This is a genomic window from Clostridium gasigenes (assembly GCF_017348895.1).
In the GTDB taxonomy this organism is placed as follows: Bacteria; Bacillota; Clostridia; order Clostridiales; family Clostridiaceae; genus Clostridium; species Clostridium gasigenes.
Window position 1 is genome coordinate 3734090 of the sequence record NZ_CP071376.1, and the last position, 18645, is coordinate 3752734.

Annotated in this window: 17 protein-coding genes; all 17 read right to left on the reverse strand. The window is 28.2% G+C overall.

The window, feature by feature from the left end:
- Positions 1-14: 14 nt before the first annotated feature.
- Positions 15-1700 (reverse strand): sensor histidine kinase, encoded by a 1686-nt coding sequence (locus J1C67_RS17485; protein ID WP_167865508.1) that lies wholly within the window; start codon positions 1698-1700, stop codon positions 15-17.
- A complete protein-coding gene (locus J1C67_RS17490; protein ID WP_089967992.1) occupies positions 1701-2402 on the reverse strand; it encodes a response regulator transcription factor in 702 nt (233 codons plus the stop codon).
- 20 nt (positions 2403-2422) lie between these two features.
- Positions 2423-3160 carry a peptidoglycan editing factor PgeF gene (gene pgeF / locus J1C67_RS17495; protein WP_167865507.1) on the reverse strand — a complete coding sequence of 246 codons (738 nt, stop codon included), beginning with the start codon at positions 3158-3160 and terminating at the stop codon, positions 2423-2425.
- A gap of 226 nt (positions 3161-3386) precedes the next feature.
- A complete protein-coding gene (gene nrdR / locus J1C67_RS17500; protein ID WP_089967998.1) occupies positions 3387-3845 on the reverse strand; it encodes a transcriptional regulator NrdR in 459 nt (152 codons plus the stop codon).
- Between the two features lie 150 nt (positions 3846-3995).
- Positions 3996-4316 carry a YlmC/YmxH family sporulation protein gene (locus J1C67_RS19570; protein ID WP_089968001.1) on the reverse strand — a complete coding sequence of 107 codons (321 nt, stop codon included), beginning with the start codon at positions 4314-4316 and terminating at the stop codon, positions 3996-3998.
- A gap of 224 nt (positions 4317-4540) precedes the next feature.
- Positions 4541-5314, reverse strand: a complete 774-nt coding sequence (gene sigG, locus J1C67_RS17510) for an RNA polymerase sporulation sigma factor SigG (protein ID WP_089968004.1) — start codon at positions 5312-5314, stop codon at positions 4541-4543.
- Between the two features lie 81 nt (positions 5315-5395).
- A complete protein-coding gene (gene sigE / locus J1C67_RS17515) occupies positions 5396-6103 on the reverse strand; it encodes an RNA polymerase sporulation sigma factor SigE (protein ID WP_089968007.1) in 708 nt (235 codons plus the stop codon).
- A 9-nt stretch (positions 6104-6112) separates the two neighbouring features.
- Positions 6113-6910 carry a sigma-E processing peptidase SpoIIGA gene (locus J1C67_RS17520; RefSeq protein ID WP_089968011.1) on the reverse strand — a complete coding sequence of 266 codons (798 nt, stop codon included), beginning with the start codon at positions 6908-6910 and terminating at the stop codon, positions 6113-6115.
- Between the two features lie 336 nt (positions 6911-7246).
- A complete protein-coding gene (ftsZ, locus tag J1C67_RS17525; RefSeq protein ID WP_167865506.1) occupies positions 7247-8374 on the reverse strand; it encodes a cell division protein FtsZ in 1128 nt (375 codons plus the stop codon).
- Between the two features lie 831 nt (positions 8375-9205).
- Entirely contained in the window at positions 9206-10261 is a 1056-nt protein-coding gene (locus J1C67_RS17530) for a type IV pilus twitching motility protein PilT (RefSeq protein ID WP_089968019.1), read from the reverse strand.
- 99 nt (positions 10262-10360) lie between these two features.
- Positions 10361-11056, reverse strand: coding sequence for an RNA polymerase sporulation sigma factor SigK (gene sigK / locus J1C67_RS17535; protein ID WP_089968022.1), 696 nt, complete (start codon positions 11054-11056; stop codon positions 10361-10363).
- Between the two features lie 280 nt (positions 11057-11336).
- Complete coding sequence (locus J1C67_RS17540; RefSeq protein WP_341479199.1) at positions 11337-12968, reverse strand: penicillin-binding transpeptidase domain-containing protein; 1632 nt, start codon at positions 12966-12968, stop codon at positions 11337-11339.
- 45 nt (positions 12969-13013) lie between these two features.
- Positions 13014-13631, reverse strand: a complete 618-nt coding sequence (udk, locus tag J1C67_RS17545; RefSeq protein WP_167865505.1) for a uridine kinase — start codon at positions 13629-13631, stop codon at positions 13014-13016.
- 21 nt (positions 13632-13652) lie between these two features.
- On the reverse strand, positions 13653-14888 hold the full coding sequence (locus J1C67_RS17550; RefSeq protein WP_167865504.1) for a peptidase U32 family protein: 1236 nt from the start codon (positions 14886-14888) through the stop codon (positions 13653-13655).
- Positions 14889-14894: 6 nt separating this feature from the next.
- Entirely contained in the window at positions 14895-15539 is a 645-nt protein-coding gene (locus J1C67_RS17555; RefSeq protein ID WP_167865503.1) for an O-methyltransferase, read from the reverse strand.
- A gap of 13 nt (positions 15540-15552) precedes the next feature.
- Positions 15553-16575: an endolytic transglycosylase MltG gene (mltG, locus tag J1C67_RS17560; RefSeq protein WP_167865502.1), complete on the reverse strand. Its 1023-nt coding sequence runs from the start codon at positions 16573-16575 to the stop codon at positions 15553-15555.
- 93 nt (positions 16576-16668) lie between these two features.
- On the reverse strand, positions 16669-18495 hold the full coding sequence (gene typA / locus J1C67_RS17565; protein ID WP_089968037.1) for a translational GTPase TypA: 1827 nt from the start codon (positions 18493-18495) through the stop codon (positions 16669-16671).
- Positions 18496-18645: the final 150 nt, after the last annotated feature.

Consider the following 18645-nt stretch of genomic DNA (forward strand, 5'->3'; position numbering starts at 1 on the left):
ATTTTTTCAAATCCTTAATATATCTTTTTTATTTTAACTGTAAATTTTGTTCCAAATCCAACATTAGAATCTACATATATTTCTCCATTAAATATTTTAACTATATGTTTTACAATAGCAAGACCTAGACCAGTTCCACCCTTAGCTCTTGATTTATCTACTCTATAAAATCTTTCAAATATTCTTGGCAAATCTTCTTTTGGTATTCCAAAGCCATTATCTGCTACTTCTATATATATATAATCATTAACATTATAGCTTTTTACTAGCACATTGCTTTCTTCACCTGAATATTTTATAGCATTTTCAACTAGATTAAGTATTAGTTGAAAAAATTTATCTCTATCTCCAACTAATAATCCTTTGTAATTATTTAAAATTTCTATTTTTGTATTTTTAAGTACAGCTTGACCTGATACCATGTTAATTGCCTCTGTTATAACTTCATTTGGATCAAACTCAACTTCTAATGCATTATTATTGTTCTCAATATTTGATAAAACTAATATATCATTTATTAATCTTGTAAGCCTATCAGCTTCCTTATCAATAATGTCTAAAAATTTATTTTTAGTTTCATCTTCCTTAACATACTTTAAAGTTTCTGCAAACCCTTTTATAGAAGTTAATGGTGTTCTTAATTCATGGGATACATTAGCAACAAATTGACTTCTCATATTTTCAAGCCTTTTAATATCTGTAATATCTTGAACCGCAATTACAGTTCCTATAGGCAATTTAATACTATTTATTATTGGTGCCTTTTTTATCCTAAGTTCCCTTTCAAAAGGATGTAGTATTTTAACTTCCACAGTTTCTATTTCCGGTGTATCTTTTATAAATTTTATCAAATCATAATCTATAATGTATTCACCTATATTTTTGCCTATTATATTTTTATTCAATCCAAAGACTCTTTTAGCATATGGATTTATAAGCATAATTTTTTCTTGCTTATCTATTGCAATAACTCCACTTTCCATACTTTCTAATATTGATTCTAACTTATTTTGTTTATCTAAAGAATCACTTATTCTAACTTGAAGCTGATCCGCCATATTGTTGAAAGTATGTGCAAGTGATCCAACTTCATCATTAGTATGAATTTTAGCTCTTCTATTAAAGTCACCATTTGCAATTTTCGCTGTCGCTGTTTCTAGTTCTTTTATTGGATAAATAATTGCTCTTACTAATTTTAATGATAACCCTAATGATAATAAAAGCACTAAGATAATAACTAAAATATAATATTTAAAATATCTCAAAGAGAGCATCTTTACTGTAGATAGCGGAACTGCGCTTCTTATAATTATATCGTCATCTAACTTATTTGCATAGTAAACTAAATTTACTCCTTCTGTTTTACTAAATCTAGTTATACTTGCCTCATCTTTTTCAATTGCTTCAATTATTTCTTCTCTATCAAAATGATTCTCTAAGTCCTTATTGCTACTATCAAACTTTACATTACCATTCTTATCTATCAAGGTAAACCTAACTGTAACATTATTTATTTTAAAATTTTCCAAATTTTTTTCAGTAAAATTTGGATTTAAAATCATTATTTTATTATAAGAAGATAGTAAACTTTTTGTTTTTTCTATTTCATTAACATTAACCAAAGCTACAAATGAACTTGTTAGTATTAATAATGCAAATAAAACTGTTATTATATTAAATACTATTATTCTCTTTTTCATTTAATATTCATTCGGGTTAAATCTATAACCTACGCCTCTTATAGTTTCTATAAATTTAGGATTCTTATCATCTTCTTCAATTTTTTTTCTAATATATCTTATATGAACATCTACAGTTCTGGTTTCACCTATATACTCATATCCCCACACTTTATCAAGAAGGGTATCTCTAGTTAATATTTTCCCTCTATTCTTAATTAAAATATCTAAAAGTTCGTATTCTTTTAATGTTAAATCTACTTTACTATCACTAATTAACACTTCTCTTCTCTCAAAATTAACCTTCAAATTACCTGCAACAAATATATCGTTTTCTTCTTTTACTGTTCCAACTCTTCTAAGTACTGCTTTTACTCTAGCCAATAATTCTCTAACTGAAAAAGGTTTTGTTATATAATCATCAGCACCAAGCTCTAACCCTAGTATTTTATCAAGTTCTTCTCCTTTAGCAGTTAGCATAATAATAGACGTATTTTTAAGTTCTTTATTTCCTCTTATTTCTTTACACACATCAAAGCCATCTAATCCAGGAATCATTAAATCCAAAAGAATTAATCTTGGTTTTTCTTCTTTTGCTATTTTAACAGCATCTAATCCATTACTAGCTGTCACTACTTTATATCCTGCCAAACTAAGGTTATAACTAATTAATTCAACAATATGCCCTTCATCATCTACTACTAATATTTTTTCTTGAGCCATTATTATTCCCCCCTATCTATTTATTTTATATATACAAATGAAAATAATCGTCCATATATTCCATTTGTTGACCTGTATGAATATAACTTTATACTTTTTTCGCAATGAGTACATAAATCTAAAGAAAATATATTATTTTCTTCTATTCCTGAAGTCCTTAGATCATTTAATATGAATTCTTCCATACTAAGATTTCTTCCTTTAAATAATTTGCCCTCTTCTACTCTCGTATTCTTAATGAATTTTTCTTTTAATTCTTCTGAAACCTCATAACAACATTGTCTTATATGTGGTCCTATATATACTTTTGTATTAGAAATATTTATTTTATATTCTTCCTTCATTTTATTAATAGTATTTACTACTATTGAATTAAAAGTTCCTTTCCATCCACTATGTACCGCAGCCACTACTTTTTTCTCTTCATTCACTATAATTATAGGAACACAATCTGCTGTAAAAACCCCTACTGCAACATTTTTTTCTACTGTAATTATTGCATCTCCCTCTTCATCTTTTATATTTTCATAATATTTATTATATATATAAGGCTTATCACTATGTATCTGTTGTAAATACTTAACACTAGAAACTTTAAAATCATCTCTTATACTTTCTAAATTTACTACTCCAAGCTCATTATGTCTATTAAAACTTCTATCCATTTCAGCTGTTGAAAATACAATTTTAATATCTTCTAAATCTATTTCAAGAAAATCTTTATTTACTTTTAAACTATTAGCTTTAATTTTTTTCATTTTTCACCTCTTGTATTCTTATAATGTATTTTAACATTATATCAATATTTTTTCTATTTTATCATAACATCTTAACTTTATTTAACATAATTTTAACTTTAGGCAATCGAAAAAACAATATAAATATTTAACTACAAATAAAAAAAGAAATCCTAAAATAAATTAGGATTTCTTTTATAAATGTTTTGAAAATAATTAATTTATAAACTAGTTGTTTTTAGATAACTTACTTATTTTTTTCAACTAAATTTTTAATTTCTTCTAAAAATGTATTAATATCTTTAAATTGTCTATAAACAGATGCAAATCTCACATATGATATTTCATCTATTTCCTTTAATCTATCCATTACCATTTCACCAATGCATCCTGTTTCAACTTCTGTTAACATTTTATTAGATATTGTTTTTTCAATATCCTCTGCTATATTTTCAATTTGTTTTCTTGATACAGGTCTTTTTTGACAAGCAATTATTAAGCCATTAACAACTTTTTCTCTATTAAATATTTCCCTTGTTAAATCTCTTTTAACAACTAAAATTGGTATATCTTCTACTTTTTCGTAAGTGGTATATCTCTTCCCACAATTTAAACATTCTCTTCTTCTTCTTATTGTAGTATTATCATCAGTTGATCTAGAATCTACTACTTTACTCTCCTCAAATGAACAAAAAGGGCATTTCATATTTTTCACGCCTTTCTCTCAGACCCTTGAAAAAAAATAACAGATTAGCAAATTGCTCTATTATTTTTTGAAAGTGCCTTATAGTTAATTTTATCCTTATATTATCATTATACAATTTAAAATACAATTTATCTATATATAATTGAAATTCTATTTGGAAGTATCAACTAAAATAACATCCATTCCAGCTTTTATAACTTTTCCCCAAGGAATTTCAATATCCTCTTCTTTGTTAAACCAATTTTTACCTGCCGATGGTATTATAATAGAAACTATTTTACTCTCTTCAATATCTATTACTAATTCTTGTACAAATCCAAGCTTACATCCAGTTCTAATATCTATTATTTCCATGGATCTTATTGCATTTAATGAGTGTAATATTATATCATTTTCTAAATTCTCTTCTAAAATATTATTTTCTAAAGCTATACTATTATCCGTATTTCCATCATTAAATTTAGTGTACATATTAATCTACCCCCTTTCATTTCCATTAATTTTCTTTTTAAATATGCCCAGAGTCTTTGACTTACTATTTTCTTTCAGTTCTCTTACCCTTATAAGTATATGCATGTCCTACACAAAATATTTTATAATACATTTGAAAATAAATAACAAGACAACGTACTATGTATATTGTCTTGTTATTTATTCCCATGTTCCTAAATATAAAGGAGCTCAAACGAGCTCCTTTATACATGCTTCTTCATATGTTTTAGTGCAGTCTTCTCCAACCTTGATACTTGTGCCTGAGATATACCTATTTCGTCTGCTACTTCCATTTGTGTTCTTCCATTAAAAAATCTTAATGTTAAAATTAATTTTTCTCTATCATTTAATTTTTTCATAGCTTCTTTTATTGAAATATCCTCAAGCCAACTCTCATCTGTATTTTTCGAATCACTTATTTGATCCATTACATAAATTGCATCTCCACCGTCGTGGTATATTGGTTCAAATAATGATACTGGATCTTGAATTGCATCTAATGCAAATACTACATCTTCTCTTGGCAAATTTAATTCTTTTGCTATTTGTGATACTGTAGGTTCCTTGTTATTCTCCTTAACAAGCCTATCTCTAACTAATAATGCCTTATAGGCAATATCTCTTAAAGATCTACTTACTCTTATAGCATTATTATCTCTTAAGTATCTTCTAATCTCGCCTATAATCATAGGTACTGCATAAGTTGAAAATCTAACATTTTGACCTAAATCAAAATTATCAATAGATTTCATTAACCCTATGCATCCAACTTGAAATAGGTCATCAACATTTTCTCCTCTATTATTAAATCTTTGAATTACACTTAAAACTAACCTTAAATTACCATTAATAAATGTTTCTCTTGCATTTGGGTCTCCTGCTCTCATACTAAGAAGTAGTTTTCTTTTTTCTTTTTCTTTTATTACTGGTAATTTTGAAGTGTTTACTCCACATATTTCCACTTTATTAATGATCAAAATCATCAACCCCTTCGGAAGTAATAACATACTGCATTAAACATTATTTCCGAGAGGGTTTGCTTTTATACTAAAGACAACCTAAATCATTTTATTGATTTCTTTTTTTAATCTACTTATTATCTTTTTTTCTAATCTTGAAATATATGATTGTGATATACCAAGCATGTCAGCTACTTCCTTCTGCGTATTTTCTTTAGTTCCATTTAACCCAAAACGTAATTTAACAATTTCTTTTTCTCTATCATTTAAATGTTTAAGGGCTAAAAATAATAATTGCTTATCAACTTCATCTTCAATTAAATTGTAAACCGTATCATTTTCTGTTCCTAATATATCAGATAATAATAATTCATTTCCATCCCAATCAATATTTAGTGGTTCATAAAAAGAAATTTCTGCCTTTACTTTACTATTTCTTCTCAAATACATAAGTATTTCATTTTCTATACATCTTGAGCCATAGGTTGCTAATTTAATTTTCTTTTCTGGATTAAAAGTGTTTACCGCTTTTATTAGCCCAATAGTTCCAACAGAAATTAAATCTTCAACACATACACCAGTATTCTCAAATTTTCTTGCAATATATACTACTAGCCTTAAGTTCCTTTCTATAAGAATATCTCTTATAGTTTCATCTCCTTTCATTAGTCTTTCAACTAACTCCTCTTCTTCTTCCTTTTTTAATGGTGGTGGAAGAGAATCGTTTCCCCCTACGTAATGTACTTTAGATTTAAAAATATTTAATTTTTCTAAAATTCTATTTATTAAAATATATAGTCTTAACATATTGCCCTCCTAAATTATCCCTCTTGATAATAGCGCATTAAAATCATTTTCTTTACTTAATTTATTAGTGCAACTACATATAATTGCATCAACGGTTCTCCAATCTTCATCCTGACTTTTTATTCTTATTTTTTCTCCTTTAAATCCTTTTATTTTTCCACTGTCTCCAATGGTACTATAGGAAATATTAAAATATTCCTTTTCTGGAAGTTGTACTTCATTCAAGTAACCATCTTCTACAATAATACAAGGTAGGTTGGTTACCGGCTCCCTTAGATCATTACCCGTATCTAAAAATCCCTTTATATAAAATATATTTTTATTAACTGATATTTCTATATCATATATTAGGCTTTTTACAATAATTCTCCCTCTTAAATATTCATAAGCCCTAACTATAACTATGTATAGTATCATTATAGATATTAATATATATTTTATTGAATAGTTATTCATCTCAAATTTTTGCATAATCCCATATTTATTTTGCATTAATGCAAAGCTAAAACATACCCCGCAAAGTGTAAATGAGAGAATAAAAAAACATCCTACACATTTTAATATATTACTAATTTTTCTTTTTTCTATTGCAATAATTATCATTAATACTGCAACCAATATTTTCGCAATAAAACTTGTCCCCAAAGGCCATTCTAAGAATAAAGCTAAGGTATATATAGATCCTAATATAGCCGATAAATATATCCTCTTCTTATAACTAAATCTTAATAATTTAAATGTTAATAATAGCAAAAATAAATTAACCACAAAATTTTCAAATAATAATACATCAATATATACAACCATACCCCCTCCTCCTCTATAATTAAATTATAAACTCTTATACCTTAAAATTTTGTCATAATAACTAACCAAAAAATATATTTTCCTCCCTTGTTTTTTACAATTATTTACACTTATTTCTTTTAATAAGACTTATTTTTTCCCAAATAAAATAAGACAAGGATTAATAGCTATTAATCCTTGTCTTTACTTACATATGAGATATTTTAAAAACCACCAGTCTATTTTATAACATACTTTATCTATGGAATCCACCTATAAACCTACTCTTAGAGTTTTCATTTTTTAGTAATTCACTGGAATATATATGTTATCTTGACTATTTTTTATATTACTATACTATTTTCTTGTTCTTAAAAAACTCGGTATATTAACACTCTCTGTGTCAAACTCTAATAATGGATCAGTTTTTGGCATTTCTTGTATTACAGGTTCTTCTGCAACTACATTATTAGCTTTTCCAGCAAATCTCTTTGCTTCAACTACTGGTTTAGCTTGAGGAACTTTATTTTCATCCTCTTCAAACCCTGTAGCTATTACAGTTATTCTAATTTCATCATTTAAAGTTTCATCAATAACAGCTCCAAAGATTATATTAGCATCTGGATCTGCTGATTCTCGTACAATATCTGCAGCCTCAAATACCTCTATAGCACCTAAATCAACTCCACCTGTAAAGTTAATAATAACTCCTGTAGCACCATCTATTGATGTTTCTAACAATGGTGATGATATTGCTTGCCTTACAGCATCTTGAGCCTTATTATCTCCTGTACCATAACCTACACCCATATGAGCTAAGCCTTTATTTAACATAACTGTTTCTATATCAGCAAAATCGGCATTAACTACCCCTGGAATAGTTATTAAATCTGATATAGCTTGTACTCCTTGTCTTAAAACATCATCTGCTAATCTGAATGAATCAAGAAGTGTTGTCTTCTTATCAGCCATTAATAATAATCTATGATTTGGAATAATTACCAATGTATCTACAGCTTGCATTAAGTTTTCTATACCCATTTCAGCATGGGTCATTCTTCTTTTACCTTCAAATGGGAAGGGTTTAGTTACAACACCGACTGTTAAAATATTCATTGATTTTGCTATTTGAGCTACAATAGGAGCTGCTCCAGTTCCTGTTCCGCCACCCATACCTGCCGTTATGAATACCATATTTGCGCCCTTTATAGATTCTGCAATTTCTTCTCTACTTTCTTCCGCTGCTTTTTTACCTATTTCTGGATTAGCTCCGGCTCCTAACCCTTTAGTTAACTTTTCTCCAATTTGAATCTTAATATTAGCATGCGATAACATTAAAGCTTGTTTATCAGTATTAACAACTATAAACTCAACATTTTTCAAACCTTCTGTAATCATTCTATTAACGGCATTTCCACCACCGCCACCACAACCAACAACTTTAATATTGGTTAATTCTTGCATATCCACTTCAAAATCTAACAAAACAATTCCTCCCTCAGAAAATATCTAGTAGTATTTTTTCACCTTAGTTAAAAGATTAATTTCATCTATTATTTTTCACTTCTTTTTATTTCTTCTTTATTGTTGTATACGTTACATTTATCCTCATATACTATATTTTAACTCATTATATACATTCTTAACAATAGCTAATAAGTTAAATAATGAAGAATTTTGCATTTACATTAGTTCTTTTGTAAAATAATTATATTCTTCACATATATTAAATTTGGTATGTTCATTAATATACTTTTTTAAAATCATACCACTATTAAATAAAATTATACTACTAATTCTATAAAAATAGCCAGTATTTTTTGAATTAATTTTAATAAAATTTAATATTTCTTTCATTTTATCATTTACTAATAAATAAAACAACTATTTATCTACAATACATGTCCCTATTTTTAATTTTTTTTCTCTACTATTGTCACTATAGATAGTTTTGTAGTTAGATTTTAGTATTTTTTTAACTTATCTACTTGAATAATTGTAATAAATTTAATATAACTTTTTTATTTCAATACATTTAAATTTAGTATAAAGAATTATATATTAATGTATTCCACATATATTCCGAATTTCCTCCATAAATTTTTATGTATTTACAAAAAAATAAATAAGGCATCTTTAAAAAATACCAAACCAATGTGCAATGTATATTTTATACTAGAACTAGTCCATACAAGTTACTGATAGTTGTTCTATCAATAACTTATATCAACAAAGAACGATACAAAATAGACTAGCATATTAACTAGTTATTTTTTAAAGATGCCCAACTACATAAATTATAGTTATTTAAATTTATTATAACATCATAATTCTCTTAATAGTTTCCCTATCCACTGAATATGTTAATGCTGTTTCAATTGTAATAATTCCTTTTTTGTATAATTCAGCAAGAGCCATATCCATAGTTTTCATTCCATACTTATTACCCGTTTGAATTGCAGACTCAATTTGATGTGTTTTACCTTCTCTTATTAAGTTTTGGATTCCAGGTGTAGTAACCATTGTTTCTAATGAAGCAACTCTACCTTTTCCATCTGCAGTTTCAACTAATTGTTGTGAAACTACACCTTGAAGCACAGCTGCTAATTGAACTCTAATTTGCTGTTGCTGATGAGGTGGAAATACATCAATTATTCTATCTATAGTTTTAGCTGCCCCTATTGTATGTAATGTAGAGAATACTAAATGACCAGTTTCAGCGGCAGTAATAGCAATTGATATTGTTTCTAAATCTCTCATTTCTCCTACAAGAATAACATCCGGATCTTCTCTTAGAATCGCTCTTAAAGCATTTTGATAGCTTTTACTATCTTTACCGATCTCTCTTTGATTTATAATACACTTATTGTGTTTATGCAAATATTCTATAGGATCCTCAAGTGTAATAATATGAGCTTCTCTAGTAGCGTTAATTTCATTAATCATAGCTGCTAAAGTTGTGCTCTTACCACTTCCAGTAGGTCCAGTAACTAAAACTAATCCTCTTTGCTTTTTAACTAAATCTTTTATTACAGGGGGATGATTTAATTCGTCTACTGTTGGAATTTTTAATGCAATTACTCTTATAGCTATAGCATCACTATTTCTTTGTTTAAATATATTAACTCTAAATCTACCTATTTTTTGCATAGAATATGAGGTATCTATTTCCCCTATTTGTAGATATCTTTCAAACTTGCTTCCTAATATTTCTCTGGCAAATGCTTCAATTTCTTCTGGAGCTAACTTATCCACACCTAATTTAATTAATCTGCCATTACTTCTTATTGTTGGTGGGATTCCAACAGTCAAATGTAAATCTGAAGCACCTACTTCTATTGTTTTACTCAATAATTCTTTTAAAAAATACATTATTTCCTCCTAAAATTCAGTTCTATTCTTGCTTATATTCTATAAAACTGTTTGCAATCCTTTTTTATTAAATATATTTTTTAATTAAAGTATATTTTTTTAATTATTATATAATTCTTTCTTTAATTTTTTCAACGCTTTTTTCTCTATTCTAGATACATAAGATCTTGAAATACCTAATATAACAGCTATTTCTCTTTGTGTTTTACACCTGCCATCTATAAGTCCATATCTCATTTTTAATATTTCGCCTTCTCTTTCACTTAAAGATATACATATTTTACTATATAATGCCTTTATTTGAAGATTACTTTCAACCTTTTCTAGCACAGAATCTTTTTCACTACTTAAAACATCAATTAAACATATTTCATTACCCTCCTTATCAACTCCAATTGGATCTTGAAGGTAAACTTCACCCTTTTGCTTTTTATTGTTTCTAAACAACATTAAAATTTCATTTTCAATACATCTAGATGCATAGGTGGCAAGTCTTGTTCCTTTAAGAGAATCAAAAGAATCTATAGCTTTAATAAGTCCTACCGTTCCTATAGATATTAACTCATCTATATCCTTATTCGGAAACGAATATTTTTTCACAATATGTGCAACTAATCTAAGATTCCTCTCTATTAGTACACTTTTTGCCTCTTTATCACCTTCCCTTAAGAGTGTTAAATAATGTGCCTCCTCCTTCTCATCTAAAGGTTTTGGAAATGTATTAGTACCTGATATGTATCCCGTTAATAATATAGAATTACAAATCAGTTCTATTATATTTGATATAATAAACATAGAAAGCCCTCCTACTAATGCTTATTATATAATATGGCTTAATATAAAAATATTGCTTGTACACAAAAAATAAACTTCTAATTTAGATTATTTAATTAGAAGTTTATTGAATTATTAGTGATTTGTATTTTCTAGTTCGTTATAAAATATATAGGATATATTGACTTGCTATTTTTTTTAAATGCCTAAGGGAGCTTCAAAAATAACTAGTCAGATTCTGATCTATTTTCTTTTAACTCCCTAATACACTTATAATATTATTTTTAGTTAATTCCCTATTTTATTTTGATGTAAGTTCCGTTACTATATCTCTAAATATTGGAGCTCCTGTATTTCCTCCCCCAAGTTCTCTTCCATCCGGATGATTAGTTCCTATATTTGGTGCTATAACAACAATGCTATACTTCTTTTCATCTTTAACAAAATAGCCTGCAAACCATCCATGATCAGCTCTATCTTTCCCTGTTGATGTTCCAGTTTTCCCACCAATTTCTACACCCTTGACCTTAGCCTCAAATCCTGACCCTTCCCAAATTACTTTTCCTAAAGTTTCTTGAGTTATTTTAGCAGTAGTTTGGCTAAACACTCTAACTGGCTCATTTTTAAATTTCTTAACTGGTTTACCATCCTTATTAAGAATTTCTTCTACTAGTGTTTGCTTCACATATACTCCATCATTTGCAATTGTATTATAAACACCTGCCATTTGAAGTGGTGTAACCATTATTGTTTGACCTATAGAAATATTATTAATTCCTGCTTCTTTAGGAGGTTTTATTCCTGCAGCTTCATTTCTATTTTCTCCTTGTATATTTAGCACTCTATTAAATAACCCCATCTTTTCTGAATATTCCATAATTTTTTCATACCCAGCCAATCCTCCTACTTTTGCAGTAACATCATTACAAGATATTTTTATTGCAGCTTCTACAGATAGGTTACCGTGACCATAAGGTTTTCCATCTTTGCTACATATTTGACCTGTACAACCAAATACATCTTGAGTATGTATTAATCCTAAATCTAAAGCTACTGCTTCTGTAACAACTTTAAAAATAGATCCTGGCTCAAATCCCAGGGCTTCAACACCTATATTAACATTAGCCTGACTATCATCCTTTTGAGCCATAACTCTTATTTTACCTGTTTCAGCTTCTGATATTACTACACCTACATTTTTTAAAAAATCATAATCTTTTCTTTTTAAAACTTCTTTAACTTTATTTTGCCATTCATTATTAATTGTTAGCTTTAAATTTTTATTTTCATTGTTTGTATCTAAACTGCCATCACTATACACAGCCTTATCATCCAAATAAAATTTAGATTGTGGTATTAAATTTTCTCCTAAGTATTTATTTAATTCAGCTTCTAAAGATCCTTCAACTACATCACCATTTTCACCTATTTCAGATAATAAATTACCTATTTCCCAAGCTTCTTTCCTTTCTATTTTATCGTATACATACGTATATATACCTTTTACATTAGATAATTTATTTACTTTTTCAAAAGTTTCTTTACTAATTTTGTAATAATGTTTTCCAACTTCATTCATTATTCCGGTGTAATTAAAATCTTTATCTTCAGATTTCATAATAAAATTTAATGCCATTAAATCCTGTAATGTTTCTTCGTAATTATTAAGTTTAAATGGCTCTGTATCTAATACCATTACATATTCCTTATTATACGCGAGCATATTTTCACCATTTGTATCTAAAATATTATACTTCATCTGTGCAATATTCTCTGTTTGATGATTTTGCATTCTTCCTACAACCATTTCTGAAGGATGTACTTGTAAAAAATATAACCTTACAGATAGACATAATAATACTACTGCAAATATACCCATTATATACTTTATCCTATTAAATTTCTTTTTTTCTTTTTCAAACAAAAAAAGCACCTCCCTAGGCTTAATTATCGCCTATGGAGGTGCTTTTTATTCAAATTATTTTAATATATCTTTAATTTTGCTAGCTAATATATCTATAGCTACTTTATTTTGTCCACCTTCTGGAACTATTATATCTGCATGTCTTTTTGTTGGCTCTATAAATTGCATATGCATAGGTCTTACCACTGTAAGGTATTGCTGAATAACTGAATCAACAGTTCTTCCTCTCTCCTCTATATCTCGGACTAACCTTCTAAGTATTCTTATATCTGCATCTGTATCAACATATACTTTTATATCTAAAAGTTTTCTAATTCTCTCATCTTCTAATACTAATATACCTTCAACTATTATTATTCTTTTTGGATTAACAGTAACAGTTTCTTTTGATCTGTTATGCTTTTCAAAATCATAAATTGGTTTTTCTATACCTTCACCTTTAATTAAAGCTTTTAAATGTTCTATCATTAAATCATTATCAAAAGCTCTAGGATGATCATAATTAGTTTTAACTCTTTCTTCAATTGTTAAATGACTTTGATCTTTATAGTACATATCTTGTTGTATCATAGCAATACATTCATGGGAAAAGCTTGAGTATATTTCATCAGCTATTGTACTCTTACCCGACCCAGTCCCACCAGCAATTCCGATTAAAACAGCATTATTCATTTAAGCTCCTCCTAAGTTATCTTATAGCTCCAAACCTTTTTTACATTTAACTAACATATCTTTTTCTTTTAATGGTGTCTCCACTTTAACCTTAAATATCATGTGTGCTCTATTTGCAACAGTTGCAGGCACTTTCTTTTCAACATCAAACATTTCTTCAAGTTTAACATTGAAATTTGGTGTATGGGCTCTCAAAACATCTAACTCATCACCGTCATAAACCCTATTCTTTTGCAAAATAGTAGCTATTTTAGTTTCGTCATCATAAGATTGAACCACTCCAACTATTTCGTAATCTCTAACATACGATGAAACATCATATGTTTGTTCTCCACTTTTTCCCATAAAGAACCCTGTATGATATTTTCTATGGCTTATTCTTGATAAAGTATCTAACCATTCTTCTTTAAATTCATAATTTTCAGGGTCAGCCATGTATGAATCTACAGCTTCTCTATATGCTTTTACTACTGAAGCTACATAAAATTCGCTTTTCATTCTTCCTTCTATTTTAAATGAATATATCCCGCTTTTCATTAACTCTGGTATATGTTTTATCATACAAAGATCTTTAGAGTTCATTATATATGTTCCCTTATCATCTTCTACTACTGGATAATATTCTCCTGGTCTTGTTTCTTCAACTAAATAATACTTATATCTACAAGCATTTGAACATATTCCTTTATTTGCATCTCTTCCTAACATATAGTTTGAAATTAAACATCTACCTGAATAAGCTATACACATAGATCCATGTACAAAAGCTTCTAATTCACATTCTTCTGGTAAGTTTTCTTTAATTACGTTAATTTCATTAAATGTTAGTTCTCTAGCTAAAACAATTCTCTTAATTCCTTGTTCATGCCAAAATTTTGCAGCTTTCCAGTTTACAGTATTAGCTTGAGTACTTAAATGTATTTCTAAATCCGGAGCTACTTCTTTTGCTGCAACTATAATAGCTGGATCTGCTACAATTATAGCATCTATTCCCAGTTCCACTAAAGATAGAATATACTCTTCTACTCCCTTTAAATCAAAATTTCTTGGAAATACATTCATTGTTACATAAAGTTTTTTCCCTCTATCGTGACAATACTTAACACCTTCAGCCATTTCATCATTTGTAAAATTATCTGAAAAAGCCCTTAGGTTTAACTTTCCACCACCTATATATACAGCATCTGCTCCAAAATCAATTGCAATTTTTAATTTTTCTAGACTTCCTGCTGGCGCTAAAATTTCTGGTTTTATCATTTTAAATTACCTCCTTTTAGTCACTGCAATTCCATCCCCCATGGGTATTACAGATGTAATTAAATCTTCATCACTTGATACAAGATCTAAATATGTTTTCATTCTTTTTACTATAGTTATCTTCCTTCTTTTTACCAATTCTTTTGATGCAACCATTCCCCTAAATAGTACATTATCAGCTATTATAATTCCATCCTTTTCAAGCAATCTTAAACAATGTGGTAAAAAATGATTGTAATGACCTTTACCAGCATCCATAAAAATTAAATCATAAGGTTCTTCAAGTTCAGCCAATATTTCTAAGCAATCACCTTGTTTAATTATAATTTTATCTTGTAACCCTAATTTTCCAAGGTTCTCTTTAGCATATTTTATCATATTTTCATCACGTTCAATAGTAGTAATATGTGGTTTTGTGCCGGCTGCTTCATACATTAATGTAGCAGAATATCCAATAGCTGTACCTAATTCTAAAATTCTCATAGGTTTTTTCATATTTACCATAAACTCTAAAAATTTTGCAGTTTCCTTTTGAACTATTGGAACTGCATTCTCTTTTGCAAATTCTTCTAATATTTTAAGGGGACCTTGGCTATCTGGTATTAATCCTCTTATATATTCTTCCATATAATCATGGGTTATTCCACTCATATTCTCCCTCCATCTAAGGTTCGTATCCGAATTCTTCTAATTTATTCATAAAATCAACATCATTGTTTGTAAAGTAATGTCTATTGCCCCCATCTTTTGGAAGCACATAGAATAAATAATCTGTTTTTTCAGGCTTTAAAGCTCCTAAAATAGATGGTATCCCAGGATTTGAAATCGGACCTACCGGTAACCCATCAATTATATATGTATTGTAAGGTGATTCAATCTCTAAATTTTCATACGAAAGACCTTTTACATGATACCCCATAGCATATATAACTGTGGCATCTATTTTAAGTTTCATATTTATATTAAGTCTGTTATATATAACAGATGCAATTACAGCTCTTTCCTCATTAACTATTGCTTCTTTTTCAATCATAGATGCAATAGTTATCACCTTTTCAACATCTTCATTTGCAACTTTAATATTTGCTTCTTTTAAAGTACTTTGCCAAACATCTTCAAATCTTTCTAACATTTTAGATATTATTTCTTCAGGACTTGACTGTTTAGAAAATTTATATGTATCAGGAAATAAAAATCCTTCTAAATCATATCTCTTTATTTTACTTTGCTTAATATATGACGGAAGTGGATATGCTACTACTGCCTTAATAAATTCATCTTTAGCACACATTCCATTTATTTCAAGTTTATTTGCTATTTCATCAATAGTAGAACCTTCCTGAATAGTAATATCAATAACATCAACTGCTAATCCATTATTAAGAGTATTAATTATATCCTTAACACTCATATCATTATGTAAATTATATTCACCAGGTTTAACATCTACTACTGTATTTGTAACCTTAATATATGTTTTTATAATTCCTAGGCCATTAATTTGATTATTTTCTTGCAATTTATTTAATAAACTATAAAAACTGTCTCCAGTTTTTACATTTATTATTATATCTTTATCACTTTTTAAAGGATGTTTTAGGGATTTGTTAAAAAAAATAAAAGAAACTGTTATCAAAATCACTATAAACATAATAATTACTATTTTCTTATTTTTTAAAATGTTCATAAAAACCCCCTGTATATAAAAGTAAATAGCCTTATTAATAGGCTATTTACTTTATTATAATACTTTTTAATTCAATTTTAAAGAATTTTCTTCTTATTTTTTACCTTTACTTGTAAGTCTTCTTCTTTCAGAACTGTCTAAGAATCTTTTTCTCATTCTTACTGTCTTTGGAGTAACTTCTACTAATTCATCGCTATTGATAAATTCTAGTGATTGCTCTAAAGTCATTATTGTTGGTGGGCTTAATTTCAATGCATCATCTGCACCTGAAGATCTTGTATTTGTAAGCTTTTTAGCTCTACAGATATTTATATCCATATCTTCTGATCTAGCACATTCTCCAACTATCATACCTTGATATACTGGAACTCCAGCTGGTATGAATAATGTTCCTCTTTCTTGAGCGTTATATAAACCGTAAGCTATAGCGTCTCCTGTTTCAAATGAAACTATTGAACCTCTACTTCTTTCTGGCATTTCACCCTTATGCTTATCATAACCATGGAATACATGGTTCATTATACCATTACCCTTAGTATCTGTCATAAATTCACTTCTGAATCCAATAAGTCCTCTAGCTGGGATAACGAATTCTAATCTAGTATATCCATTAACTGCTGAAGTCATATTAACCATTTCACCTTTTCTAGGTCCTAGCTTTTCCATTATAGGTCCCATAAATGCTTCTGGAACATCTATTGTTAAGTACTCCATAGGCTCTAATTTCTTTCCGTTTTCTATTTTGAAGATAACGTTAGGTTTAGATACTTGAAGTTCAAATCCTTCTCTTCTCATTGTTTCAATAAGAATTGATAAATGAAGTTCTCCTCTTCCTGAAACTTCGAAACAATCTGGAGTAATTTCATTAACTCTTAAACTTACGTTTATTTCTAATTCCTTAAGTAATCTATCTCTTAAATGTCTTGAAGTAACATAAGCTCCTTCTTTACCAGCAAATGGTGAATCATTAACCATAAAGTTCATGTTTAATGTTGGCTCATCAATATCTATAAATGGAAGTGCTTCTGGACTTAATACATCTGCTATAGTTTCACCAATATTAGCATCTATAACTCCACTTATTGCAATTATATCACCAAGTCCAGCTTCTTCAGCTTCAACTCTGTTTGTTCCAATATATGTAAACACATTAGATACTTTATAAGTTCCTACTGTTCCATCTTTTTTAACTAAAGCTACTTGTTGATTTTTCTTAACTTTTCCTCTATGAACTTTACCTACTGCAATTTTACCTACATATTCATTTGAATCTAAAGTAGTAACCAACATTTGGAAAGGTCCATCCATGTAACCTTCTGGTGCTTTTACATATTTAAGTACAGTTTCAAATAAAGGTAGCATATCAACATTAGTATCTTCTACTTCATATCTAGCATAACCTTCTCTAGCTGATGCGTAGATTGTTTGGAAATCTAATTGTTCATCTTCTGCACCTAACTCTAAGAATAATTCAAATACTTCGTCAATTACTTCTACCGGTCTAGCATTTGGCTTATCAATTTTATTTATTACAACTATAGGTTTTAATCCAAGTTCTAAAGCTTTCTTTAAAACAAACTTTGTTTGAGGCATTGGACCTTCATATGAATCAACTACAAGTAAAACTGAGTCAACCATCTTAAGTACACGTTCAACTTCTCCACCAAAATCAGCATGTCCTGGAGTATCTACTATATTAATTTTTATACCGTTATATAAAAGTGATGTATTTTTTGAAAGTATTGTAATTCCTCTTTCTTTTTCTAAATCGTTAGAGTCCATTACTCTTTCTTCTACTTTTTCATTTTCTCTTGCTTTATTAGTTTGTTGTAATAGCGCATCAACCAAAGTAGTCTTACCGTGATCAACGTGGGCTATTATTGCTATATTCCTTATATCATTTCTAGTTATTAATTCCATTTATGTGCCTCCAATAATTTGTATTTATTATAATGTGAACCTATAATAATTTGTTACTTATCATAATGTAAACCTATAACTCATTTTTTCCAAAATAAAATTGGATACAGTCGTATCCAATTTTTTTTGACTTATTACCTTATTCATTTT